Below are 25,867 nucleotides of genomic sequence, written 5' to 3'. Positions count from 1 at the left end.
AAGTTAAATTAATTTTAGTTTATATTTTACATAACTTCTAGCTAATAGATTTAATTTCATTGGGTTAGAAATGCGTACTCTTTGCTCCATGATTTTAGATGATGGTACTTTTTTGAGCTTATTTAATAATTTTTTGTAATATCTATAAGCTGTGTATACACCAAATTTTGCTTCGATTGGTAATTTTAAAATTCCATTCTTGAAAGCATAATCAAAGTCCTTTTCTATGTCTATAATAATTTTTTCTTTCGCTTCGGTATCAAACGAATTAAAATCAACATTAGGAAAATAAGAACGCTTTAAAACTTCTTGATCATCTTTTATATCTCTTAAAAAATTAACTTTCTGAAATGCAGAACCTAATCGCATTGCAGCTTTTTTTAATTCATTATACTTTTCTTGATCTCCATTTACAAAAACTTTTAAACACATTAAACCAACTACATCGGCTGAACCATAAATATATGTATCAAACTCTTCTTTGGTTGTATAAATAGTTTTATTTAGATCAGCTTTCATACTATTTAAAAAAGCTTGTACCAGATTATCATCAATTTTATATCTTTTAACTGTTTGCTGAAATGAGTTTAGTATAGGGTTTATACTAATACCACCTTTATAAGCTCTATAATAATCTTCTTCAAAGCTCAGCAATAATTCCTTTTTATTGAACTGATGAAATGAATCTACTATTTCATCCGCAAAGCGAACAAATCCATAAATATTATAAATGTCTTTGCGTATAGATGGCGCTAGCATCTTTACTGCTAACGAAAAAGAAGTGCTGTACGATTTGGTAACTAGTTTGCTACAATCTTCTGATACTTGGTCAAACAGTTGTTTCATGTACGCTAATTTTTGAATGCTTAATAATAGAATTTGCTGCAATCTTACCCGATATTAATGATGGCGGTACACCAGGACCAGGTACAGTTAACTGACCAGTAAAGAATAAGTTTTCTACTTTTTTACTTTTAATTTTTGGTCTTAAAAAGGCTGTTTGTGTTAATATGTTTGCTAAACCATATGCGTTACCCTTGTATGAGTTATAATCTTTAATAAAATCGTTTACACAATAAGATTCTTTAAAAAGAATACTTTCTCTTACTTTTTGATTGGTTAATTCTTCAAAACGATTAATGATTTGATTAAAATAGCTTTCGCGGATGGTTTTGGTATCCTCAATACCTGGAGCTAAAGGAATAAGAAACACTCCTGCTTCTTTATTTTCTGGAGCAAAAGACGTGTCAGTTATACTAGGAAAACTTGCATAAAATAATGGCTTTTCTGGCCATTTAGGATTATCATAAATATCTTTTGCATGAACTTCAAAATCTGCATCAAAAAATAATGTGTGATGGGTAACATTTTTTAATTTTTTCTCAAATCCAACATAAAAAAGTAATGAAGATGGTGCAAATGTTCTTTTATTCCAATAATTTTCTGAGTATTGTCTATGCTCCTCGTCTAATAGTGTCTCGGTATGATGATAATCTGCACCGCTTAAGATAATATCTGCTGTTATAAAATCATTATTAGACCAAACTCCCTTTACCTTTTTATTTTCTACATCAATTTTAGAAATAGCTGCATTGGTTTTAATTTTTACACCTAAGCTTGTCGCCAAAGTCACCATGGCCTTTACAACTTCAAACATGCCACCTTTAGGATGCCAAGTACCTAAGCCAAAATCTGCATAATTCATAAAATTATAAAATGATGGTGTATCACTTGGCTTGGCTCCTAAAAACAAAACAGGAAACTCTAATATTTGCCTAAGTTTAGGGTTTTTAATTTTTGAGTGAACTTGAGTACTAATACTTCTAAAGAAGTGATTAACCCTTTTTACTGTAGTTGGTGTTATTAATTCTGTAATTGATTCACCAGGTCTGTACACTAAATCTTTTATAGCTACTTCATAGTTAAATTTTGCAGAATCTATAAAATCTATAAGATGTTTTGAACTTCCCTTTTCAATAGATTCAAATGTGAGACAAATTGCTTCAAAATTATCATCAATAGTTATCAAGTCGTCTTTACCAAAATAAGTTTTATAGGCAGGAGATAACTTTTCTAATTGATAATATTCTGAAGGGTGTTTATAGAAATCATTGAAAAAGCTTTCAAAGACATCGGGCATCCAATACCACGTAGGGCCAATATCAAATTTAAAACCTTGTTTTTCTAATATTCTAGCTCTGCCACCTACACTATTGTTCTTTTCTAAAATTGTTACATCATACCCGGCTTTAGCTAAATAACATGAAGCAGCTAAAGAAGAAAATCCGGACCCTATGACAATAATTTCATTATTCATTTGTTTAACAAATATAATAAAAAATTAAACAAAATAATTTCATGCAAAAAAAATTAAATAATATTTAACAATTCATTTACAGATTTAAAGGCTTTAACATTTTTTATAGTACCGTTAAACGTATAGCCTAAAGCTTTACGACCTAAAAACCAAAACTGATTGTTACCCTTTAAGATATTTTTATTCAACTTTTCAAGATAATCGTATATAGCATCATCTGCAGGTTGAACAGTAAAATAGGATATAAAATTGATTCTATCATACAATATTGCAAGGTCGGTTAAGTGGTCTATCGCTATATTTTGTCCTAAATAAATAGAGTGATATCCTCTTAAATTCAACTCATAATGTATATATAAAAGACCAAGTTCATGAATTTCATTTACTGGTAAGAATAATACAAAGACTTCATTAGGTTTTTTAGTGACAGATGTTTGATTTCTTTCAATATTAGCTTGAATTTTTTGAACAATTAGGTTAGAAATAAAATGCTCGTGCGCTGGTTTAATCGATTTTGTTTGCCATAAAAGGCCAATATATTCTAAAAATGGTATAAAAATATTGGTGAAAATCTCGCGAAATGATTTGCTTACTAATAACTTATTATAAGTTTCATTAAACAAAACTGTATCAAAATTAACCATAGCTATCTTTAACTGATTAATTGATGACTCTTCAACAGCTTTATGTGATGCCACTTCTTTTACTTTTAACTCTATAGAAGCATTAGATAGTTCAGCAATCTTAGAAATCTTAAATCCGTTATTGTATAACAAATTGATATTAAGTAGCTTCATAAAATTATCAGCATCATAATAACGAATATTAGTATCTGTTCTTTTTGGTTCTAATAGACCATATCTTTTTTCCCAGATTCTTATAGTATGTGCCTTAATACCTGTGAAATTTTCTAAATCTTTAATAGAAAATTGCGTTTTGATATTGTTTAGCATATTTGTAGTATTATTAAACAAATATATATTTAATTTTTAACATGTAGATTTCTAAGTATTTTTGAGCGATTATTGTAACGAAAGTTAACTTTATGCTACTTATCTATTGTAATTAACCAAAAGTGACCAAAGAACTCGAACATAAATTTGTTAGTGATCTAGAGCAGCATCAAAACATAATACATAAAGTATGTAAGCTTTATACCAACAATCAGGATGCTCATAATGATCTTTTTCAAGAAATTACCATACAATTATGGCGTGCTTATCCTAAATTTAGAGGAGAAGCTAAATTTAGTACATGGATGTATAGAGTTTCTTTGAACACTGCTATTACATTATATCGAAAATCTAAAAGAAGAGTTCAAACTCAAGATTTCGATTCTGTTCTCTTTAAAATTGAGGCCAAAGAATATGACGATACAGAAGAAGAGCAATTACGGTTGATGTACAAAGCTATCAGGAAATTATCAGATATCGAAAAAGCATTGGTTTTCTTATATCTTGAGGATAAAAATTATAAAGAGATCTCTGAAACTATGGGTATTACAGAAGTAAATGCCCGAGTTAAGATGAATCGAGTGAAAACGAAATTACAGAAAATATTAAATCCGTAAGACTATGGATCAATTAGATTTATTAAAAAAAGACTGGAAAAAGCAAGATGCTACCTTGCCAAAATTAACTTTTGATGAACTTTCAAAACTTATCCATAAAAAATCATCCTCTATAGTAAAGTGGATTCTAATTATAAGTATTCTAGAAATTACACTACCACACCTAGTTTATTTATTTGTAGATTTTGACAAATCAATGAAGTTATATGAAGAAGTTGGACTATCGACATTACTAACTACATTCTATATAATTGCATATATAGTAATAGTATATTTTGTATATCGTTTTTACAAAAATTATAAATCTATTTCGGCAAATTCAAGTACAAAATCTCTTATTCATAATATTATAAAAACCAGAAGAACTGTAAAACATTATATTTGGTTTAATCTAGCATTAGTTCCTATTGCTGGTGGAATGGTGCTTTATGCCACATTTAACTCACAAGAGTTTTTAAATCAATTGCCTGAAAATGTAAGTTCAACTACTTTATTTGTGATTGCTGTGGTAGTTATTCTTTTAACATTAGTGGTTTTCTGGCTGTTCTATCAATTAATATATGGTATTCTTTTAAGAAAATTAAAGAAAAACTACAATGAATTAATAAGCAATGGTAAAAAGTTATAATATTGCTAAGCTTCCTTTGCCTTCACGGATAATTTCAATTTCATCTTGAGAAAGGTCTATTACTGTTGATGCAAGATTATCTCCATAACCACCATCTATTACTAAGTCTACTTTATCTTGCCATTTTTCGAAGATTAACTCAGGGTCGGTAGTGTATTCAATCACATCATCTTCGTCATAAATAGAAGTAGAAACAATAGGATTCCCTAATTGAGAAACTATTTCACGAGCTATATTATTATCTGGTACACGAATACCAACTGTTTTTTTATTTTTAAATGCCTTTGGAAGGTTATTGTTACCAGGTAAAATAAATGTGTAAGCTCCAGGTAAGGCCCTTTTTAGAATTTTATAAGTAGGTGTATTTATTTGCTTTACATAATCTGATAAATGGCTAAGGTCATTACATATAAACGAAAAATTGGCTTTTGCCAATTTTATGTTTTTTATACGAGCAATTTTTTCTAAGGCTTTAGAATTTGTAATATCACATCCTAAACCATACACAGTATCGGTAGGGTATATTATTAAGCCTCCTTTTCGGAGCACCTCTACTACCTTATCTACTTCCTTAGGATTCGGGTTTTCATTATATATTTTTACAAGCTGCGCCACACAACAAGTATACAATAAATCTTAGGCATTTACAATTAGCCGAAAGCCTTCACCATGTATATTGATGATCTCAACATCGTTATCTTCTTTAAGGTACTTACGAAGTTTAGCTATATAAACATCCATACTACGAGAAGTAAAATAATTATCGTCTCTCCAAATTTTAGTTAATGCTAATTCTCTAGGCATAAGATCATTAAGATGAATTGCCAACATCTTTAGTAATTTATTTTCTTTAGGTGATAGCTTGCGTGCTTCACTACCATCATAAGTTAAATGCCTTAACTTAGAATTTAAATGGAATTTACCTATCTGGAATTCATGCTGTTCTTCATCAGTATTCGAATCTGCCTCTTTACGTTGCAAAATTGCTTTGATCTTGTATAAAAGCACTTCAGAATCAAAAGGTTTATTCAAGTAGTCATCTGCACCGACTTCATACCCTTTTAAAACATCTTCTTTCATGGTTTTAGCCGTTAAGAAAATAATCGGTACGTCTGCATTAGTCGAACGGATATCTTTCGCTAATGAGAAACCATCCTTACGAGGCATCATTACATCTAAAATACAGATGTCAAAATCATCATTCTTAAACATGATTAAGCCTTCTAAACCATCTTTTGCATGCGAAACAGAATAATCATTTAACGTTAAGTAATCTTTTAGAACTGTGCCAAAATTTGGATCGTCTTCAACTAATAATATTTTTTTATTTGCCATAATTAGTTTTAATATAATTAAATTAATGGTAATTTCACTGTAAATAAACTTCCTTTTCCTTTTTCACTTTCTACATACACACTACCATGGTGATGTTCAACTATCTTTTTTACGTATGAGAGCCCTAAACCATGACCCTTCACATCGTGTATATTTCCTTTTTGTTCTCTATAGAATTTATCAAAAACATGCTTTTGTACATTTTTGTTCATTCCTATACCTTGATCTTTAATTTTCAATAAAATATAGTTACCTGCGTTTTCTGTATAAATATCGATCTTAGGTGATTCATGCGTATATTTTATGGCGTTATCTAACATATTTACTACAACATTGGTCATATGAAACTTATTCGCCATCACCTCTGTTAAAGAAGCTTCTAAATGTTCCTCAATATAACCACCTTTATCATTAACGATTAGATCAACATGTGTAATAGCTTCCTCAATAATTTCATGCAAATCAACTACATTGCTACTCAGGTCTAACTGATTCTTTTCTAGCTTAGAAATTCGAAGAACGTTTTCTACTTGACCATGCATACGTTTATTCTCTTCTCTAATCATTTCTGCATAGCGCAATATTTTTTCCTTATTATCAATGATCTTAGGGTTCTTAATTGCATCTAGAGCTAAGTTAATTGTGGCTATTGGTGTCTTAAACTCATGTGTCATGTTATTTATAAAATCAGTCTTAATTTCAGAAATCTGTTTCTGACGTATTAACTGATACAGAGCACTTGCAAAAGCCAAAATGATAATTAGAATAAAAATGGCTGATAACGCCAAAATATTTCCAATAGATGCTAATATAAATTTTTCTTTTTCAGGGAAACTCACAAATAACTGATAATCGCTAGTCCCTAAATCATCAATAAACAAGGGAACCCCATAACTTATATATTTTTCTTTTTTAAACTTAGGTGATTTTAGTTTTGTTGCTAACCCTTCCTCATACACACCAAATTCAAAACCTGTCTCTACTCCTCTCGTTCTTAATTCATTCTCAAGATTTAGGTAAATTTCTTTTTTAGAAATTCTATCATAAATAGGTCTGCTTGGAGCAATTTCTTTAAAATAACTTTCGAATGTCGATTTTTCTAAGTCAGTTAATCGTCCTACAACATACAAGCGTTCAACAGGAGTCATTTCTTCTAAGTCGCCACCACTAACATCTGTTAATTTTGAAACTTCTCTTTCCTTTTCACTAAAGAAAGTTGAGAAGTCTACAGAATCATTATCAAAGAGCGTTAAAGATGATTTATTGTTGGTTTCTAGTATACTTTGCCTAAACGTAAAAACCTCATTCTTAGCTGTATCTATTCTTCTAAAAAAGAAATCTGTTTTACCAGATTCTGTGTTAGATGAATTAGAACGAGTTAAACTATCTATTGCAGATCCAAACTCTTCGTAATAATCGTTGATCTCTCGCTCTTGTATAATATCAGATACATTTGCTAATGCAAACTTTACATCGTTGCTAAACTGCTTTTCTCTGATTTTTATGGAGCTGTTGATCCAATAAATCTGCACAGCTATGATACCAATTAAGGCAGTACTCATTAATATAATTAAGAGTATAAAAATGCGTTTGCTCATCTAGAACAAATTTAATTTTTCTTTATAGTTCGCTAAATTCTTTAACTAACATTAACTAAAACATTAGTTTTTTAACATTTTTTTAAGAATAAATGTATGATACGATCATTCTGTGAATCGCATTAACTTTCGATGAATTTTTTTTACCTGATCTTTCGTTTTTAAAAGGTCAATATTCTCGATTACAAAATCAGATTTTTCAATTTTTATCTTATCATCAAATTGATTATTCATTCGAGCTAATACTTGAGTTTTTGTTACATAATCACGTTTAATAACTCTATTAATTCTGACTTCAACAGGGGCAGTTACGGCAATAATGTAATCAAATTTCTTTTCTGAATTACTTTCAAATAATATGGCATTTTCTTGAATTACATAATGCGAATTTTGTTTTCGAGTCCATCGCTTAAAGCTGTTAGAAACCGAAGGATGCACTATACTATTTATTGCTTTTAATTTTTCTTTATTATTAAAAACTATTTTTGCAATAAAAGCTCTATTTAGCTTCCCTTTATTATAAGATTCTTTCCCAAATTCATTGATCAACTTACGCTTAACAGATTTTGAAGTATGCATTAAGCGCTTTGCTTCAATATCAGCAAAATAAATAGGAATACCCAATTCTAAAAATAATTTTGCAACTGTGCTCTTACCACTACCTATACCTCCTGTTAAACCTACAACAATCATTTTTCTAATAAGAATTCTATTTTACTTGGTACAATCTTAATATCTTTTACCATACTAGATTTATTCTTTATTCTTGGTATTAAATAACTAAGGTTATTCTTAACAGATTCGTTATAATCACAAACTACCTGAAAATCTTTTTTATTTATTTTATTAAAATCTGATAAACCAATTTGAAATATCAATTCTACCTCTTTTGGAAAGGTAATAATCTTATATCCATTTGGTTTATTCAATATATTTATCTTAGAAATTATTGTGCGCTCGGTAAATTTATCCACCAAACCGGTTATTTTAACCTCCTTCTCGGAATATTCAATTTTAGAAGGATTACCATCAGTTTCTATCTTAATTTTTTTATTAATAAGCTTATTTACATCTTCTAACTCTAATAATTCTGTAATAATTGTCTTTACAGAGTCTACTTGTCCTTTTGGGCCTTTTATAGTAATAAATTCAGGGTCAACCTTTAGTTGCCCCGACAAGCTAAACCCAGTTTGAAACTTAAATTTAACATTGGGTATCACCTTTAGTTTTTTACTTATGCTTTTACCTAAATTAAAATACAAAGTATCTGGCTCTATACTTATAATCTCAGATTTAGAAAATTTATCTTCTATTAACGGAATGACATCTTTGGTAGTGTAAAAATATTGTGAACCCTTTTTACGCTTTACATTTTTCAGACTCAAATCTATTTTTCTTGTTACAATTCTGTTTTTAAGCAAACTAAAGCCAATTGATTTTAGTTTAACTTTAATATTATTTGCCGTTTCAGATTGTAATAATTTATTTTCCGGTAAATCTTTATAATTCATCGAGACTAAAGTTGTTGAAGTATATTCTCTAGATAATTTTATAAGCATCCAAAACAATAATGATAATGATAAGAACAGGATAAAAATCCGAGCTTTTTTATTATTCTTAAGCTTTTTTTGCTCAGTATTCATGAAGGGTATTTAAAATTATTCTAATCATTTAAAGATATAAAAAAAGAGGGTTTTGCTAGCAAAACCCTCTTTTAAATTTTAACAAACTTAATGCTTATTTTTTTGCAACTTCTTTAGCATACTTTTTGCTTAATTCCATAGAAATTGCAGAGCGTTCAAACTTAATTTTACCAGCGCTAGTTTCAACTATACAGGTATTATCATTATCATTTAGGTCTAATATTTTACCATGTATGCCACTTGTGGTAATTATTCTTGCTCCTTTTTTAATTTCAGACTGAAATTTCTTTTCATTTTTTTGGCGACGAATTTGTGGTCTAATCATAAAAAAGTAAATGATTATAAACATTAAAGGAATTAAAATAAAATTCCCAAATTCTCCTCCAGAAGCTTGTAAAAATATAGTTTGTAATATCATTATGTTATGCGTTTGCCTTTTTAGCTTTTGGTGTAACTTCTGCTTTAATTACTACAGTTTCTTTACCATTGGTCGTATTGGTAGTTAATGTTACCGTTTTGCTTTGTTTATTTGGTTTACCATTAGTATTAAATTTTACTTTAATCTCTGCTGCTTCACCAGGCTGAATTGGTTGTTTTGGCCACTCTGGTACTGTACAACCACAGCTACCTGTAGCATTAGTGATGATTAATTCTGATTTACCAGTATTTTTAAAGCTAAAAGTGGTTTCTACTATATCACCTTCGTTAATTACACCGAAATCGTGTTCTTTCTTATCAAATGCAATAACTGCAGCCCCATCACCCATTTTATAATCACGCTCTTTTGCCACCTCTAAATTTTCTTGCTTAATCTTAGCTGCAATATTCTCTTTACAAGAAACTACAGAAAGCATTATCAATGCACCAAAAATAATTAATACGTTCTTCATGAATACTTATTTTAATATTTAAACTTAATTTCTGGGTATAAAATTATACAAATTATAATAATCCTCTGCCAATTTTATTTATTTTACCAGAAGTTGAATATTCTTTAGATAGTTTATCTAATACTCCATTGATAAAAAAACTACTTTTTTGAGTAGAATAATCTTTGGCAATCTCTATATATTCGTTGATAGTCACTCTTGTTGGAATAGATGGGAAATATACAAACTCCGTCATCGCCATTTTCATTAAAATTAGATCAACCTCAGCAATTCTGTCAGTATCCCAATTAGGTGTTTTCTCATCTATATCTTCGGTAAATTCAGCGTGATGCAATGCCGTCTTCTTAAATAAATCTGACACAAATTGCTCATCTTCAGCGTCTTTAAATAATGGCTGTTTATTTAAACTTTTACTTTTACTAAAAGAATTTAATTTTTTAATAATCAATGTGTTGACTAATGGAATATCATCAACCCAACTCAAATTTTCACTTTCAAAATAATCGAATAATTTTTCATTCGGAGCAATGATCTCTTTGTATATGGCTATAATAAATTCTTTGTCATCATTAAAGGATAAATTCTCTGAAGCTATATATGATTTATAAAGATCACTTGTTCTTATTTCATTCCAAATTACCCTAACATATTCGTTATTATCTTTCCAATTATTAAGCTTTTTATCCGATAAATATTCTGTAATAAAAGAACTATCCTTTAATTGTTCTAAGATCTGATTCTTAATGAATTTTCTATTCGGGTTTCTATCTTCGTTAGTAGCTAGATGCTTCTTTTTACCAATTTCTAAATGCTCATTTGCTAAGTCTCTAACCTCAACAAGCAAACTAAACATTAGTATATACAAATCATATATTTTAGCTATGCTTACAGATAAGAACTTCTCTTCTCTAACTAAATCATCATTTTTAGATTGCAATAACGCATAGATAGATTGCATTACTTTAATACGAATATGTCTTCTGTTCAACATAATTTAAAAGATCGTCTTTTTCGAAGCGAATTTAATTCTTTTTTGAGTCAATTCTATTTTGAGCAATATTAAATGCTGCTTGATGACTTGTTATACTTTCTTTATCTGAAAGGTGTAAAATTTCTAAAGTTGTATTGTAGATATTTTCTGTCTTTCTAAAAATTTCATCTTTACCATAACCTTCTAATTCAGCATATACATTAATAATACCTCCTGCATTAATTAAAAAGTCTGGCGCATATATTATTTCTTTTTCTTTTAATCGTCTGCCATGTTTCAACTCATCTGCCAATTGATTATTAGCAGCACCAGCTATTATTTTAGCTTTTAATTTTTCAATAGTACTGTCATTAATAGTCGCGCCTAAGGCACAAGGAGCATAAATATCTACATCCAGTTCATAAACACTATCAATATTATTATGAATCTTAACTCCGTATTTTTTACTTATATCTAATAACCTATCCTCACTAATATCATTAACAACTACTTCAGCTCCTTCTTCAGTTAAATATTTTACTAAAGTTTCACCAACATGACCGATACCTTGTACAAGTACTTTCTTCCCGTTAAGGTTGTCTGAACCAAATTTATAATTAACAGCTGCTTTTAATCCCATAAAAACACCATAGGCAGTCACTGGAGATGGATTACCTGCTCCACCTTTTTCTTCAGAGATACCTGTAACATATGGAGTAACTTCTTTTATAATATCCATATCTCTAGTTTCCATACCAACATCTTCGGCCGTAATGTATTTACCACTTAATGAATGTATAAATTCGCCAAAACGACGCATTAGAGCATCATTTTTTTGAGTTTTTGCATCACCAATTATTACAGCCTTACCTCCACCTAGATTCAATCCTGTAATAGCAGCTTTGTAAGTCATACCTCTAGAAAGTCTTAAAACATCCTTTAATGCTTCTGCTTCATTATTATAATTCCACATACGAGTGCCACCTAAAGCAGGTCCTAAAACCGTATTATGTATACCAATAATAGCTTTTAAACCAGTAGCTTCGTCGTTACAAAATACTATTTGTTCGTGCTTATCAAAAGAAGAATTACCAAAAACAGGCCCTAACTTTTCTAATCCTGTTTCATCTAAAGTATCAATAGTCATCTAAGTATTTTAAAATCGCAGCAAAGGTAATTTTTTAGAGCCTGCTAACAAAACTTTATTTACTTGTAATTATTTTTTAAGACTTCTTTAACTCTTAACCATTTTAATAGTACTTTTATTCATTGTATTATCGCGATTCGAATACTGCATACTATTGAAAGCACTTAGATATCTTAATAAATTCTTTATTAAATACCGTTATCGATTGATTATTGGTTTAGTAACTACAATTATAGCCCGTATTTTCTCTTTATTTACGCCCAGGCTAGTTAATAAATCATTAACAATAGTTGAAGAATATCAGAAAGGTATAGTTACTGAACTTTCTGTTGTAAAGAGTGAACTTTTAACGAACATCTTGCTTATTATTGGAGCTGTTTTACTTTCAGGTTTCTTTACATTTTTGATGCGACAAACAATTATTGTGATGTCTCGTTATATAGAGTTCGATCTTAAAAATGAAATTTTTCAGCAATATGAACGATTATCACTAAAATTCTATAAGCAAAATCGTACAGGTGATTTAATGAATAGAATTAGCGAAGATGTTGGTAAAGTACGAATGTATTTTGGTCCTGCAATAATGTACAGTATTAATATGATCACACTTTTTGTAATAGTAATAGCTAATATGATTAGTATTAATCCTAAACTGACATTATATACATTACTTCCATTACCTATCCTTTCCGTTTCTATCTATGCAATTAGTAGAATAATTAATACCAGAAGTAGAATTGTTCAAGAATATTTATCTAAACTTACAACAAATGCTCAAGAAGTGTTTTCTGGTATAAATGTTATAAAAGCTTACGGAATTGAAAAACCAACTTTTAATACCTTTAACACTCTTGCTATAGAGAGTAAGCAGAAAAATATTTCGCTTTATAAAGTTCAAGCATTATTTTTTCCTTTAATGATACTTCTAATTGGATTAAGTAATGTATTAGTTATTTATATAGGTGGTAAACAATATATAAACGGAGAAATAGCAAGCATTGGCATTATTGCTGAGTTTATAATGTATGTAAATATGCTAACATGGCCGGTGGCTGTTGTTGGCTGGGTAACATCTATTGTGCAGCAAGCCGAAGCATCTCAAAAGCGTATTAATGAATTTTTAGAAGTAAAACCTCAAATTATTAATAATATAGAAGAATCAACTCCTATTAACGGAGATATCGAATTTAAGAATGTCTCTTTTACTTATAATGACACTAACATTACCGCTTTAGATAATGTTAGCTTTACACTTAAAAATGGGAAAACATTAGCAATTTTAGGAAGAACAGGATCGGGTAAATCTACCATTATTAACTTGATTTCGAGATTGTATGATATTGATAAAGGTGAATTATTAATCGATGGAAAATCAATTAAAGACCTAAATCTAAATGATCTAAGAAATAATATAGGATTTGTACCTCAAGAAGCATTTCTTTTCTCTGATACGATTAAAAATAATATCAAATTCGGTAGTGCAAATGCAACTGATGAAGAGGTGATAGAAGCAGCAAAAAATGCACACATTCATCATAATATAATTGAATTTAATGATCAATATGATACTACAGTTGGTGAGCGTGGTGTTACCTTATCTGGTGGCCAAAAACAACGAATTTCTATTGCTAGAGCTATTATAGGTAATCCAAATATTTTAATTTTTGACGACTGTTTATCTGCTGTAGATACTGAAACAGAAGAAGTTATCTTAAATAATCTAAATAAAGTAAGTAAGAATAAAACTACTATAATTGTGAGCCATAGAGTTTCTTCTGCAAAAAATGCAGATCTTATCTTAGTACTAGATGAAGGCAAGATTATTCAACGTGGTACACACCAAGAATTATCAAATATAGACGGGTATTATCAAGAGCTTTACAACCAACAACTTACTGAACAATCTACTGAAAGCGAATAAAGAAATTTCAATTATTACTTGTTCTAGTAATTTATTTTTTTAGATTTGTTCACTATTAATTAAAAATTACTATTTCTAAAAGTAAAGATTATTATGAGTGATAAAGAATTTGTAGAGCAAGAAGAAATCTTTTCGCAAGTGTTGAGAGCTGGTAGAAGAACCTACTTTTTTGACGTTAGAGCAACGAAAGCTGGTGATTATTATTTAACTGTTACTGAAAGTAAAAAGTTTACGCACGATGATGGGTCTTTCCATTACAAAAAGCATAAAATTTACTTATATAAAGAAGATTTTTCAGAATCTAAAGAAATGTTGAATAAAGCAACTGACTTTATTGTTTCTGAAAAAGGTGAAGAAGTAATTTCTGAACGTCATCAGAAAGATTACCAAAAAGAAGAAGCTGCAGTAGATCAGCCTACAACCGAAAATTTTACTGATGTAGACTTCGATGATATTTAATCTAACTCAATATTTTTATACTACGAAAAACCGTTCAAAATTTTGAACGGTTTTTTTATACCTTTACGTTTCTTTAAAAAACAAGTCATGCAAAAAAAATTAACACTCTTATTTTTTTTATCAATTTCATTTACTGTGTTTTCACAGGAAAAAATTGATCTCTCTTATTATTTGCCTCAAGATATTACTTACAATAAAAATATTCCTACTCCTGAAAGCATATTAGGATTTCAAGTAGGGAAATGGCATGTATCGCATGATAAACTAGCTGAATACATGAAAGCTCTTGCAAAAGCTTCAGACAGAATTTCTATTGAAAATAGAGGAGCCACCTATGAGGATAGACCTTTATTATTGTTAACCATTACTTCACCAAAAAATCATCAAAATCTAGAACAAATAAGAACAGATCATTTAAAACTATCTGATGCAAACGCTTCTAGCACTTTAAATACATCGAATATGCCATTGATAGTTTATCAAGGTTATTCTATTCATGGCAATGAGCCAAGTGGCGCCAATGCAGGTTTATTAATAGCATATTATCTCGCTGCCGCTGAAGGTGATTATATTAATGAATTATTAGATAATACTGTTATTCTATTTGACCCATCTTATAATCCAGATGGATTAAATCGATTTGCCTCGTGGGTAAATACACATAAAAGCGATAATATAAATCCAGACAGCAACGATAGGGAGTATTCTGAGGCTTGGCCTAGAGGTAGAACAAATCATTATTGGTTCGATATGAATCGTGATTGGTTAGTCTCACAATTACCAGAGTCTCAAGCACGCATTAAGAGTTTTCATCAATGGAAACCAAATATTCTAACCGATCATCATGAAATGGGTACCAATGCTACTTATTTCTTTCAACCAGGTATTCCTTCGCGTACACACCCATTGACACCAAGTATGAATCAAGAGTTAACTAAAGAAATTGCAAAATATCATGCAAAAGCTTTAGATAAAATAGGTTCATTATATTATTCTGAGGAAAGTTTTGATGATTTTTATTACGGAAAAGGTTCTACATTTCCAGATATTAATGGTGGTATAGGCATTTTATTTGAACAAGCTAGTTCTAGAGGACATGCTCAATACACTGAAAATGGTTTGTTAACTTTTCCTTTTTCAATTAGAAATCAGGTGACTACTGCCCTATCCACATTAAAAGCTGGTAAAGAATTACGAACACAATTATTAGACTATCAGCGTAACTTTTATAAAAATGCACAGCGCGAAACAACCAAAGATAGAAATAAGGCAATTGTTTTTGGTGAAGCAACTAACAAAACAAAAACATTCCATTTTGCTGAAATGCTAAAGAGGCAAAATATCAAGTTTCATAAGAATGCAAAGAATGATTTCAGTTATGTAATACCAATGAATCAACCTAGCTATAGAATGATTAAAGGTATGTTCGAAAAAAGAACAGCATTTAAAGATAGTTTGTTTTATGATGTTTCAGCTTGGACACTTCCGTTGGCATTTAATTTAGATTATAATTATTCTAGTAGTACTTCTAGCTTAGGAAATGAAGTAACTGAATTGTCTTTCCCAGAAGGAAAAGTGTCCGCCAAGAGTGACTATGCATATCTTTTTGAATGGAATGAATATTACACACCTAAACTTTTATATCAACTATTAAAAAGAGGGTTACGCGCTAAAGTAGCTATGAAACCTTTTAGTCAAAATGGTAAAAATTATGATTATGGTACCATAATGATTCCTGCACAGAACCAAAAGAAATCAGCCGAAACTATATATACTTTAGTAAATAATTTAGCTAAAGAAACAGGTGTAAACATTGATGCTGCCACCACTGGTTTAACAGAAGGTATTGATTTAGGAAGTAGAAATTTTAGTGCTTTAAAAAAGCCTAAAGTGGCTATTATTATTGGAGATGGAATCAATTCTTACGATGCGGGTGAGATCTGGCATTTATTTGATACACGTTACGATATACCTATCACAAAAATTGATACTCGCAATCTAAATAATAATGATTTAAATAAGTATACAACAATTATCTTACCGAATACTTCAGGTTCAACATTAAACAAAGCTAAAGACAAGCTAAAGACATTTGTGCAAAATGGGGGTACACTAATTGGTTATAGAAATAGTTTAAAATGGTTAAAAACGAATAAGTTTATTAAACTAGATTTTAAAAAGTCTAAAGCCGAAACTGAAAATGTAGCTTTTGATCAACGTTCTGACTTTAGAGGTGCTCAAGTTATTGGTGGTGCCATTTTTGAAGCCAACACAGATAGAAGTCATCCAATAAATTTTGGATATAAGAACTCTAAATTACCATTATTTAGAAATACAACTGTTTATATAAAACCAGATAGTACTTTAACTTATAAACCTGCTTTACAATATTCTAAAAACCCTTTATTAAGTGGTTATATTTCTAAAGAAAATTTAAAACAATTATCTAGCTCATTACCCTTTAAAACTGGTAATATGGGAAAAGGAAAAGTAATTGTCTTTACAGATAATACTAACTTTAGAGCATTTTGGTATGGTACTAATAAATTATTAATGAATGCTATTTTCTTCGGGAAGTTTATGTAAACATAAAATACGCCATAAGAATTGCCTGAATAATAGCAATCATAAACATTAATACACCTTGTGTTAAAATCATTGTAATAAATGACATTAACCAAGTAGCATTAAAAATATACTTGTACATATATACAATTATTACAAATGAAATTAACATTAATAGAGGCATTATTATTAAAGGGTAATCTATAAAGAAGGTTAAAATTGTAATTATTGTACTAGCCCACATTGTTGTTCCAAATGTATATGCATTAATTACCATATTTTCAGCATAATTATACTTTGCACCAATCAGCCAAAGAGAAAGAAGACTTATTAAAGGAATCCCTAATAAATAAAATGCATTCTGGTAGGAAAAAACTAGTTCTTGCGCCCTTGTTTGTGCCTCAAGGAAATGAACTGCTTTGTCTTTGCTCATAAAGGCAGTATTCTTTTCATTCATCTTTTGAAAAAAACTATTCATTGATTTAAAACTAGGGTGAAAACTAATTAACAGAACGTATAAACCTACACTGATTACTACATATTGTATTGGGTTAGAAAACTTTCTTCGATCTATGTTTAAAAAAGTTTGAATTGTTTTGTGTGGCCACCTTATTAACGATAAAAAGGTAAAGAGCAGTCCTTTTTCTAAATTAAAATATCTAAATGCTTCGTTACGTATTTCCTTTGTAGTAAGCTTGGATAGTTGATTTTTTGAACCTTCCGATAAGTTATTTTCCATAGATTTGGTTTACAGTAAAAATAGTAAAATAAGCTAAAGCAAAAAGAGCTGCAAAATTGCAGCTCTTTTATTATTTTTTATAATTAAACTAAGAAAGTACTTCTTGTACTTTATCAGCAGCCTCTTGAAATTCTGTAGCAGAAATAATAGCCATACCACTATTATCTATTAATTCTTTTGCTTCTTTAGCATTGGTGCCTTGTAAGCGTACTATAATAGGCACTTTTATAGCGTCTCCCATATTTGTATAAGCATCTACTATACCTTGTGCAACTCTATCACAACGTACAATACCTCCAAAAATATTTACTAAAATAGCCTTTACGTTAGGGTCTTTTAAAATAATTCTAAAAGCAGTTTCTACACGTTTAGCATCTGCAGTACCACCAACATCTAAAAAGTTAGCTGGCTCACCTCCAGATTCTTTTATCAAATCCATTGTACCCATAGCTAGTCCTGCACCATTAACCATACAACCAACATTTCCATCAAGGTCTACATAATTCAATCCAGCTGCCTTTGCTTCTACCTCAATTGGATTTTCCTCACGTAAATCACGCATCTCAGCATAATCTTTATGTCTAAACAAGGCATTATCATCTAAAGAAACCTTCGCATCTACCGCCATAATCTTATCATCTGAAGTTTTTAATACAGGATTTATTTCAAACATAGAAGAGTCAGATTTAACAAATGCAGTGTACAATGCCGAAACAAATTTTACCATCTCTTTCATTGCCATTCCAGACAATCCTAAATTAAAAGCAATCTTACGCGCTTGAAACGGTAATAATCCTGTGGCAGGATCTATTTCTTCTGTAAAGATTAAATGAGGTGTTTCTTCAGCAACTGTTTCAATATCCATTCCTCCTTCAGGAGAATACATTACCATATTTTTACCAGTCGCTCTGTTTAATAAAACAGACATATAATATTCTTCTGGCTCACTAGCACCAGGGTAATAAACATCTTCAGCAATTAATACTTGATTCACTTTCTTACCTTCAGGAGGTGTTTGCGGTGTCTTAAGCATCATACCAATAATATCTTCTGATATAGTTTCTACTTCAGCTAAGCTCTTGGCTAACTTTACTCCACCACCTTTACCACGACCACCAGCATGAATTTGCGCTTTTACAACCCACCAGTTTGTACCAGTTTCGGTTGATAATTGTTTAGCCGCATCTACAGCTTCTTTATGATTATGAGCTACTATACCGCGCTGTGTTCTAACGCCAAAGCTACTTAAGATTTCTTTACCTTGATATTCGTGTAAATTCATTTCTAGTTTGATTTAAATCAGCACAAAAATAGCAAACCATTTGTAAACTTTCTCTCGTTTTTAAAATAAACTTTAAACAAAAATCTATTCATTATTAGTAATTTGTTTAATTTCACGGCACATTTATTTTTAAGGAATGATAGAAGCAAAAAATATCACCAAATCGTATGGAAATCTACAGGTTTTAAAGGGTGTTGACTTACATATTAAACAAGGAGAAATTGTTGCAATAGTTGGCCCATCTGGGGCAGGAAAAACAACATTGCTTCAAATATTAGGCACTTTAGACAAACCAGAAATAAATAGAGATACTAGATTACAATTAAATGGAGATAATGTATTACAGTTAAAAGATAAATCACTGTCAAAATTTAGAAATTCTAATATTGGTTTTATATTTCAATTTCATCAATTATTACCAGAATTTACAGCATTAGAAAATGTTTGTATCCCTGCTTTTATAGCTAATAAAAGTAAATCTGAAACAGAAAAAGAGGCTAAAAGATTACTTAGCTTTTTAGGATTAGAAGACAGAATAAATCATAAACCAAACGAACTTTCGGGTGGTGAACAGCAGCGTGTTGCTGTGGCTAGAGCCTTAATTAATAATCCTAAAGTTATTTTTGCCGACGAACCTAGTGGAAACTTAGATTCTGCTTCAGCTGAAAATCTACATGAATTATTTTTTAAACTTCGCAAAGAATTTAATCAAACGTTTGTGATAGTTACGCATAACAAAGAATTGGCTGATATGGCCGATCGAAAACTAGAAATGATTGATGGTAAAATAGTTGGAAGCTAAAAATTTAGCATGATTGGAATTATTAGTGCCATGAAGGAAGAGATGCAAACACTGATTGAGCATCTCGAAAATTCTGAAAGTTATATTAAAGGTAAAAGGCGTTATTATAAAGGTTTCCTTTTCGGCAAAGAGGTAGTCTTAGTTTTTTCACGTTGGGGCAAAGTAGCATCGGCTACAACAGCAACACAGCTTATTAATGATTTTAATCCAGACAAAATTATTTTTACTGGCGTAGCTGGTTCTGTTACATCTAATTTAAACATTGGTGATGTAGTTATTGGTAAAAGATTATTTCAACATGATGTTGATGCGTCACCTCTTTATAAAAAATTTGAAGTCCCATTATTGGGTAAGATTTATTTTGAAACTGATAATGAAATAAATAATGATCTTTTAAAAGCAAGTCAACAATTTATAAATGATTTTAATTCTATTATTTCAAAAAGTGAAGCAACCAATTTTAAGATTAAGAATCCTAAAGTAATACAAGGTGATATTGCCAGCGGAGATCAATTTATTAATAGCAAAAATCAAATAGGTTTTATAAATTCGAATCTACAATCGGTGGTTTGTGTTGAAATGGAAGGAGCCGCGATTGCTCAGGTCTGCTATGAATATAAGATTCCTTTTTCAATTATTCGTATTATTTCAGATAATGCAAATGATAACGCACATATTGATTTTGAGCAATTCGCAGATAACATCGCAAGTAAATATGCGTTAAAAATTTTAGAAAATTATTTTAGTTAAATGCCATATATAGAGAATTCTACATATTCGCCTTCATTTATTTTTAAAAACGGTCATGTTAATACCATGTATCGTGCAGTTTTCTGCAATCCAGAATTAGAATATAACAGAAAACGTGTAGAATTATCTGATGGAGATTTTGTAGATCTTGATTTTTCTAGTATAGGTTCAAAAAAATTAGTTTTATTAATCCATGGATTAGAAGGAAGTTCAAACTCATCCTATATGGTGTCACTAACCAACGAATTAAACAGTAATGGTTATGATGCTGTTTCGCTTAATTTAAGAGGATGTAGCGGTGAGTCAAATAGGTTATTTAGTTCATATCATAGTGGAAAAACAGAGGATATTGAGGAAGTATATGATTATATCTTAGAAAACTATGATTACGAAGAGCTACACATGGTTGGTTATAGCCTTGGTGGAAATTTAACTATAAAATACATCGGTGAAAAAGATAGACCTCATATAAATACTGCTATAGCTATTTCTACGCCCTGCGATTTAGAATCTACTGCTGTAAAGATGACAGCTGTATCGAATAAACTCTATTTAAACGTTTTTTTAAAAACATTAAAGGAAAAGGCTTTACAAAAATCTGAACAATTTCCTGATAGTTTTTTAAGCAAAGAATATATTCAGAAGATAAAAACTTTTAAAGAATTAGATGACCTTTATACTGCGCCTGCTAACGGATTTAAAAATGCAGAAGATTATTGGCAAAAAGCAAGTTGTAAACAATTTATTTCGGGTATAAAAACAAAGTCTCTGTTAATTAATGCTTTAGATGATCCTTTTTTTACAGCAAAAAGTTATCCTATAGAAGAAGCGAGACAGCATCAATATTTTCACTTAGAAACGCCAAAATATGGTGGGCATGTTGGCTTTATGACATATCTAAACACTAGTAAACTACCCTGGTCTGAACAACGAATTATTTCATTTATACAAAATGATGAATAACAACTTTAATTAACAATTGAGCAAGCAATATCTTTTATAAATAACTGTTAGTTTTATATAAAATGTGATATTTGCACAAATTCAGATTTAGTTGAAAAAACTTATTGCTTTTTTAATATTTACCACAAGTATAATAACTTATGGACAAGCTATAAGAGGCTTTTCTAATGAGTTTTTGAATATTGGTGTAGATGCAGCTGCTTTTGGCATGGGTAAGGCTGTATCGGCTTCTACGGATGATGTTAATGCTATTTATTGGAATCCTGCCGGACTTGTTGGTATAAGTGATTATCAAGGGGCATTAATGCACGCTGAATATTTTCAAGGAATAGCCAAATACGATTATGCAGCTTTTGCTAAACCTATTGACAATGAAAGCACCATTGCTTTTTCGGTCATAAGGTTTGGAGTAGATGATATTTTAAATACAACCAATTTAATTGTAGACGGCAATATAGATTATAACAGGATTAGTCTTTTTTCTGTAGCAGATTGGGCTCTAAATGTAGCATATGCAAAAAGAATAAATTTTGGTAATAAGAATTTAAATTTCGGAGCAAATGCGAAAGTAATCAGAAGAAGAATAGGCGATTTTGCTTCTTCTATTGGCTTCGGAATAGATGCTGGTGTACAGTATAAAACCAAAAACTGGTTATTTGGATTAATGGTTCGAGACATCACTACTTCTTTTAATGCATGGTCTTTTGAAGATGATGAACTCGGCAGAATTATAGCTATTTATGATGATTTTAATACTGGTCTGTTAAATGATGGAGACCCTACTAATGATGATCAAGTGATTCCAACTGTTACTCCAGAAAAAGTTGAAATTACAAAGCCTAAAATGCAATTAGGTATTGCTAGAAAATTTAAAATAGCTCAAGATTTTGGTGTTTTAACTGCCTTAGATTTGAACGTTCGCTTTACACAAACAAACGACCTAATTTCTTCTTCTTTTGCAAGTATTACTCCCTCATTTGGGTTTCAAGTAGACTATTTAGATATGGTCTATCTTCGCGGGGGCATTAATAATTTTCAGAATAAAACTAATTTTGACTCCAGTGAATCATTAATTATTGAACCAAATTTTGGTGTTGGTTTTAAGTATAAGGGTATACAGGTTGACTATGCCTTGTCAAACATTGGTGGGGCAAACGGAACATTGTATTCTAATGTATTTTCATTAAAATTTGATTTTAGTTATTTTAGGTAAATATGAAAAAGTATCTTGTTTTTCTTTCTTTTCTTTTTTTAGGATATCTATCATATACTCAGAAAATAACTCTTACAGATAATGCTAAGATTAGTATAATTACAGTTGCTCCAGGAAACAGTTTGGTGGATTCTTTTGGTCATAGCGCTATAAGAGTTAAAGATGATTCCTTAGAGGTTGATTATGCTTTTAATTATGGCACATATGACTTTAATGCTCCAAATTTTTATGGCAATTTTGCCAAAGGAAAATTGTTATACGTTCTTAGTGTTAGTTATTTTCGTGATTTTCTAGCACATTATACTAATCAAAATCGGTCTGTAAAAGAACAGGTTTTAAATTTATCGTTGCAAGAAAAACAAGATTACTTTAGCTATCTTCAGAATAATGCGAAACCTCAAAACAAAGGTTATTTATACGATTTCTTTTATGATAATTGTGCTTCAAAGCTTCGTGATGTTTCAGAGGATGTTCTAAAAAATAAGGTTGAATTCAATTATGATTTTGCTAAGGATGAAAACTATACCATGCGAGGGCTTATTCATAAATATTCTAAAACACAACCTTGGGGTACTTTTGGCATTGATTTAGCCTTAGGCTCGGTAATTGATAGAAAAGCTAAACCCGAAGAATATGTTTTTTTACCTGATTATATTTTTGAAGCATTTAGAAATGCTAAGTTTAAAAATGGAAATCAAGCTAAGCCTTTTTTAAGTGAAACTAATAATTTATTTGAATCAAAACCGCAAGAAAAACCATTCAATTTTTCACCTTTAATTTTGTTTAGCATTTTTGCTATTTTAACCATTATTATTACATACAAAGATTATATAAAGGGTAAAAGAAGTAAATGGTTAGATTTTGTGCTATTTTTCATCACTGGTTTAATAGGCCTCTTTATGTTATTGCTTTGGTTTGCGACTAATCACACAGCAACAGCTAATAATTACAATATTCTGTGGGCCTTTGCTCCAAATATTTTAGTTTCATTTTTTCTTTTTAAAAAAGTTTTAAAGCCTTGGGTGAAAAATTACAATCTATTATTGATCATACTATTAATAGCAACAATAATTATATGGTTATCAAAAATTCAAGAATTTAATTTAGCTATAATTCCTATCCTAATTATGTTAAGTATCAGATATTTTTATTTAAGAAGTACTAAAACTTAGATAGCTTTATCTAATTTTTCAAATTCTGAATTGTTTGAAATATACTCAGGAACAATATCTTTTAATATTGAAACAATATTCTCTTTATTAGCATTTTCGAGTAATACTAATTCATTAATTAACTTAATAGTCCTTTCATGGTCTATAAGTTGAGGCTTAGCGATTAGTATTTTCTTATTATAAGTAGGAATTGTATTTTCTTCATCACTTAATAATTCTTCATATAATTTTTCTCCAGGACGCAATCCTACTATTTTAATATCTATGTCCTCAGGGTATCTTAAACCAGAAAGATTAATCATCTTCTTGGCAATCTCAAAAATCTTAACAGATTCTCCCATGTCAAATACAAAAATTTCTCCTCCCTTTCCCATAACTCCTGCTTCTAAAACTAATTCACAAGCTTCAGGTATTGTCATAAAATACCTTGTAATTTCTTTATGAGTAACCGTTAAAGGGCCTCCTTCTTTAATCTGTTTTTTGAATAATGGAATAACAGATCCATTAGAGCCTAGAACGTTACCGAATCGAGTAGTAATAAATTTAGTTTTTATCTTTCTGTTTAAGCAACTACCATAAATTTCTGCAACGCGTTTGGTAGCCCCCATTACATTAGTAGGGTTTACTGCTTTATCGGTAGAAACCATCACAAATTTATCGACATTGTATTCTATTGACAAATCCATTAGTTGCTTTGTACCACAAATATTTACTTTTACAGCTTCATAAGGATTCTCTTCCATTAATGGAACATGCTTATATGCAGCAGCATGAAAAACTACATCAAAATTAAACTCAGTAAAAACTTCTCTTAACCTATCAAGGTTTCTTATATCTGCTACTGTTACAGTATAATTTTTAATATTATTTCTTATGAAAGATTGCTGAACGTCATATAAAGCAGATTCAGCCTGATCTAAAAGAACTAAGTGTTTATAATTATAATTACACACTTGGCGAGCAATCTCGCTACCTATAGAACCAGCTGCACCAGTTATCAAAATGGTTTGGTTGTTTAGTTCTTTTTGTAGAATAGGGTTATCAATTTTTATTGGAACTCTATCTAGTAAATCTTCAATTTTCACCTCTTGAATTTGCCCTATATTTAGATCTCCATTAATCCATTTATCAACAGATGGTACAATTTTCACCTTAACTGGTAGCTCCAGTAATGAATCTACTATTTCCATCAACTTAAATGACTGTATATTCTGTATAGAAACAATTACTTCTTTTACTTCATTCTTCTCAATGAATTGTTTCGTGATTTTTTTAGGAGCATAAACTTTTACACGATTGTATTTTTTGCCAATCTTATTTTTATCATTATCAATGAAACCAACCACATTAGAATTATTATTTACGTCATTGCTTAATGTAGCATATGTCAATAATCCCGAATCCCCAGCTCCATATATCATAGCGTTAACTGGTGGCTTATAAGCCATTAAAACACGTTGCACAAATCGTTTAAAAACAAATCTACTAGCTATAAGTATAATTATATTTAGTAAATAATGTAGAACAATTACTCTAAAAGGAACTGCAAATCTATTTGTAATGTTATATTCTCTATCTGCTAAAGTGATAACTATCAAAGAAATAAAAAGTATGGTTACTCCATAGAAAACATTTAAGGCATCTTTCATACCTGTTTGTCGAACTGTACCCTTATAAGATCCCACAATAATAAAACAAAGAGTAGACAAAATTGAAATTAAAGCAACCTGAGAGAAAAAACCGAAACGTTGAAAGTTTAAATTAAAATTAAAATTAATTAGATAGGCTAAAATGAAAGCTTGTATTACTAAAAATACATCTATTAGAAGAACTACCCATCTGGATACATTTTTATCAATTCCCTTTCTAAAAAGTCTTTTTAACATTAATCTCTTTCATTTGT

The 25,867-nt window shown here is 30.0% G+C and carries 25 protein-coding genes; 10 read left to right on the top strand and 15 right to left on the bottom strand.

Annotated elements, in window-relative coordinates; genetic code table 11:
• Nucleotides 1–3: 3 nt before the first annotated feature.
• From AC3IF2_RS04325 to AC3IF2_RS04315, 3 genes are read right to left on the bottom strand one after another with little or no spacing between them, the layout of a single operon-like run.
• Nucleotides 4–846: a phytoene/squalene synthase family protein gene (locus AC3IF2_RS04325; protein ID WP_489165816.1), complete on the bottom strand. Its 843-nt coding sequence runs from the start codon at nucleotides 844–846 to the stop codon at nucleotides 4–6.
• Nucleotides 830–2,317, bottom strand: a complete 1,488-nt coding sequence (locus tag AC3IF2_RS04320) for a phytoene desaturase family protein (RefSeq protein WP_489165815.1) — start codon at nucleotides 2,315–2,317, stop codon at nucleotides 830–832. Before AC3IF2_RS04320 ends, AC3IF2_RS04325 begins: the two co-directional genes overlap by 17 nt.
• A 53-nt stretch (nucleotides 2,318–2,370) precedes the next feature.
• Nucleotides 2,371–3,270 carry a MerR family transcriptional regulator gene (locus AC3IF2_RS04315; RefSeq protein ID WP_489165814.1) on the bottom strand — a complete coding sequence of 300 codons (900 nt, stop codon included), beginning with the start codon at nucleotides 3,268–3,270 and terminating at the stop codon, nucleotides 2,371–2,373.
• Nucleotides 3,271–3,392: 122 nt separating this feature from the next.
• Here AC3IF2_RS04315 and AC3IF2_RS04310 point away from each other — a divergent pair, with 122 nt between their 5' ends.
• Together AC3IF2_RS04310 and AC3IF2_RS04305 are read left to right on the top strand one after the other, a co-directional pair.
• Complete coding sequence (locus tag AC3IF2_RS04310; RefSeq protein WP_489165813.1) at nucleotides 3,393–3,887, top strand: RNA polymerase sigma factor; 495 nt, start codon at nucleotides 3,393–3,395, stop codon at nucleotides 3,885–3,887.
• A 4-nt stretch (nucleotides 3,888–3,891) separates the two neighbouring features.
• Nucleotides 3,892–4,515 (top strand): DUF8845 family protein, encoded by a 624-nt coding sequence (locus AC3IF2_RS04305; RefSeq protein ID WP_489165812.1) that lies wholly within the window; start codon nucleotides 3,892–3,894, stop codon nucleotides 4,513–4,515.
• Here the strand turns inward: AC3IF2_RS04305 and AC3IF2_RS04300 are convergent.
• The 9 genes from AC3IF2_RS04300 to AC3IF2_RS04260 form a co-directional block, all read right to left on the bottom strand.
• Nucleotides 4,510–5,130, bottom strand: a complete 621-nt coding sequence (locus AC3IF2_RS04300; protein WP_489165811.1) for an L-threonylcarbamoyladenylate synthase — start codon at nucleotides 5,128–5,130, stop codon at nucleotides 4,510–4,512. The two genes, AC3IF2_RS04305 and AC3IF2_RS04300, sit on opposite strands and share 6 nt — an antisense overlap.
• Before the next feature lie 21 nt (nucleotides 5,131–5,151).
• Entirely contained in the window at nucleotides 5,152–5,850 is a 699-nt protein-coding gene (locus AC3IF2_RS04295; RefSeq protein ID WP_489165810.1) for a response regulator transcription factor, read from the bottom strand.
• A 17-nt stretch (nucleotides 5,851–5,867) separates the two neighbouring features.
• Entirely contained in the window at nucleotides 5,868–7,412 is a 1,545-nt protein-coding gene (locus tag AC3IF2_RS04290; protein WP_489165809.1) for a sensor histidine kinase, read from the bottom strand.
• A gap of 141 nt (nucleotides 7,413–7,553) precedes the next feature.
• Nucleotides 7,554–8,141, bottom strand: coding sequence for a dephospho-CoA kinase (gene coaE / locus AC3IF2_RS04285; protein WP_489165808.1), 588 nt, complete (start codon nucleotides 8,139–8,141; stop codon nucleotides 7,554–7,556).
• The gene (locus AC3IF2_RS04280) at nucleotides 8,138–9,091 is read right to left on the bottom strand and encodes a CdaR family protein (protein ID WP_489165807.1); all 954 of its coding nucleotides are present in this window, start codon (nucleotides 9,089–9,091) and stop codon (nucleotides 8,138–8,140) included. The genes coaE and AC3IF2_RS04280 overlap by 4 nt, the downstream gene beginning before the upstream one ends.
• 94 nt (nucleotides 9,092–9,185) lie before the next feature.
• Complete coding sequence (yajC, locus tag AC3IF2_RS04275) at nucleotides 9,186–9,509, bottom strand: preprotein translocase subunit YajC (protein WP_489165806.1); 324 nt, start codon at nucleotides 9,507–9,509, stop codon at nucleotides 9,186–9,188.
• A 4-nt stretch (nucleotides 9,510–9,513) separates the two neighbouring features.
• The gene (locus AC3IF2_RS04270) at nucleotides 9,514–9,981 is read right to left on the bottom strand and encodes a DUF1573 domain-containing protein (protein ID WP_489165805.1); all 468 of its coding nucleotides are present in this window, start codon (nucleotides 9,979–9,981) and stop codon (nucleotides 9,514–9,516) included.
• Nucleotides 9,982–10,033: 52 nt separating this feature from the next.
• Complete coding sequence (gene nusB / locus AC3IF2_RS04265) at nucleotides 10,034–10,972, bottom strand: transcription antitermination factor NusB (protein ID WP_489165804.1); 939 nt, start codon at nucleotides 10,970–10,972, stop codon at nucleotides 10,034–10,036.
• Between the two features lie 31 nt (nucleotides 10,973–11,003).
• Entirely contained in the window at nucleotides 11,004–12,098 is a 1,095-nt protein-coding gene (locus AC3IF2_RS04260) for a Glu/Leu/Phe/Val family dehydrogenase (protein WP_489165803.1), read from the bottom strand.
• A gap of 154 nt (nucleotides 12,099–12,252) precedes the next feature.
• Between AC3IF2_RS04260 and AC3IF2_RS04255 the strand changes: the two genes are divergently transcribed.
• From AC3IF2_RS04255 to AC3IF2_RS04245, 3 genes are all read left to right on the top strand, one after another.
• The gene (locus AC3IF2_RS04255) at nucleotides 12,253–14,019 is read left to right on the top strand and encodes an ABC transporter ATP-binding protein (RefSeq protein ID WP_489165802.1); all 1,767 of its coding nucleotides are present in this window, start codon (nucleotides 12,253–12,255) and stop codon (nucleotides 14,017–14,019) included.
• Between the two features lie 93 nt (nucleotides 14,020–14,112).
• Nucleotides 14,113–14,478 carry a PUR family DNA/RNA-binding protein gene (locus tag AC3IF2_RS04250; protein ID WP_489165801.1) on the top strand — a complete coding sequence of 122 codons (366 nt, stop codon included), beginning with the start codon at nucleotides 14,113–14,115 and terminating at the stop codon, nucleotides 14,476–14,478.
• Nucleotides 14,479–14,565: 87 nt separating this feature from the next.
• A complete protein-coding gene (locus tag AC3IF2_RS04245; RefSeq protein WP_489165800.1) occupies nucleotides 14,566–17,064 on the top strand; it encodes a M14 metallopeptidase family protein in 2,499 nt (832 codons plus the stop codon).
• Here AC3IF2_RS04245 and AC3IF2_RS04240 read toward each other — a convergent pair.
• Both AC3IF2_RS04240 and sucC read right to left on the bottom strand, forming a co-directional pair.
• Entirely contained in the window at nucleotides 17,057–17,782 is a 726-nt protein-coding gene (locus AC3IF2_RS04240) for a hypothetical protein (protein WP_489165799.1), read from the bottom strand. The genes AC3IF2_RS04245 and AC3IF2_RS04240 overlap by 8 nt on opposite strands.
• Nucleotides 17,783–17,870: 88 nt before the next feature.
• A complete protein-coding gene (gene sucC, locus AC3IF2_RS04235; RefSeq protein WP_489165798.1) occupies nucleotides 17,871–19,064 on the bottom strand; it encodes an ADP-forming succinate--CoA ligase subunit beta in 1,194 nt (397 codons plus the stop codon).
• 136 nt (nucleotides 19,065–19,200) lie between these two features.
• Between sucC and AC3IF2_RS04230 the strand changes: the two genes are divergently transcribed.
• The 5 genes from AC3IF2_RS04230 (at nucleotide 19,201) to AC3IF2_RS04210 (ending at nucleotide 23,964) form a co-directional block, all read left to right on the top strand.
• Nucleotides 19,201–19,866 (top strand): ABC transporter ATP-binding protein, encoded by a 666-nt coding sequence (locus AC3IF2_RS04230; protein ID WP_489165797.1) that lies wholly within the window; start codon nucleotides 19,201–19,203, stop codon nucleotides 19,864–19,866.
• A gap of 9 nt (nucleotides 19,867–19,875) precedes the next feature.
• The gene (locus AC3IF2_RS04225) at nucleotides 19,876–20,616 is read left to right on the top strand and encodes a 5'-methylthioadenosine/adenosylhomocysteine nucleosidase (RefSeq protein ID WP_489165796.1); all 741 of its coding nucleotides are present in this window, start codon (nucleotides 19,876–19,878) and stop codon (nucleotides 20,614–20,616) included.
• Nucleotides 20,617–21,579: a YheT family hydrolase gene (locus AC3IF2_RS04220; RefSeq protein ID WP_489165795.1), complete on the top strand. Its 963-nt coding sequence runs from the start codon at nucleotides 20,617–20,619 to the stop codon at nucleotides 21,577–21,579.
• Nucleotides 21,580–21,670: 91 nt separating this feature from the next.
• Nucleotides 21,671–22,792 carry a putative type IX sorting system protein PorV2 gene (locus tag AC3IF2_RS04215; protein ID WP_489165794.1) on the top strand — a complete coding sequence of 374 codons (1,122 nt, stop codon included), beginning with the start codon at nucleotides 21,671–21,673 and terminating at the stop codon, nucleotides 22,790–22,792.
• A 2-nt stretch (nucleotides 22,793–22,794) separates the two neighbouring features.
• Nucleotides 22,795–23,964: a lipoprotein N-acyltransferase Lnb domain-containing protein gene (locus tag AC3IF2_RS04210; RefSeq protein ID WP_489165793.1), complete on the top strand. Its 1,170-nt coding sequence runs from the start codon at nucleotides 22,795–22,797 to the stop codon at nucleotides 23,962–23,964.
• Here AC3IF2_RS04210 and AC3IF2_RS04205 read toward each other — a convergent pair.
• Nucleotides 23,961–25,850, bottom strand: coding sequence for a polysaccharide biosynthesis protein (locus AC3IF2_RS04205; RefSeq protein ID WP_489165792.1), 1,890 nt, complete (start codon nucleotides 25,848–25,850; stop codon nucleotides 23,961–23,963). The genes AC3IF2_RS04210 and AC3IF2_RS04205 overlap by 4 nt on opposite strands.
• Nucleotides 25,851–25,867 lie beyond the last annotated feature (17 nt).

The sequence above is a fragment of the Maritimimonas rapanae genome (genome assembly GCF_057837205.1).
This window is presented reverse-complemented; position numbering and strand designations above follow the sequence as displayed.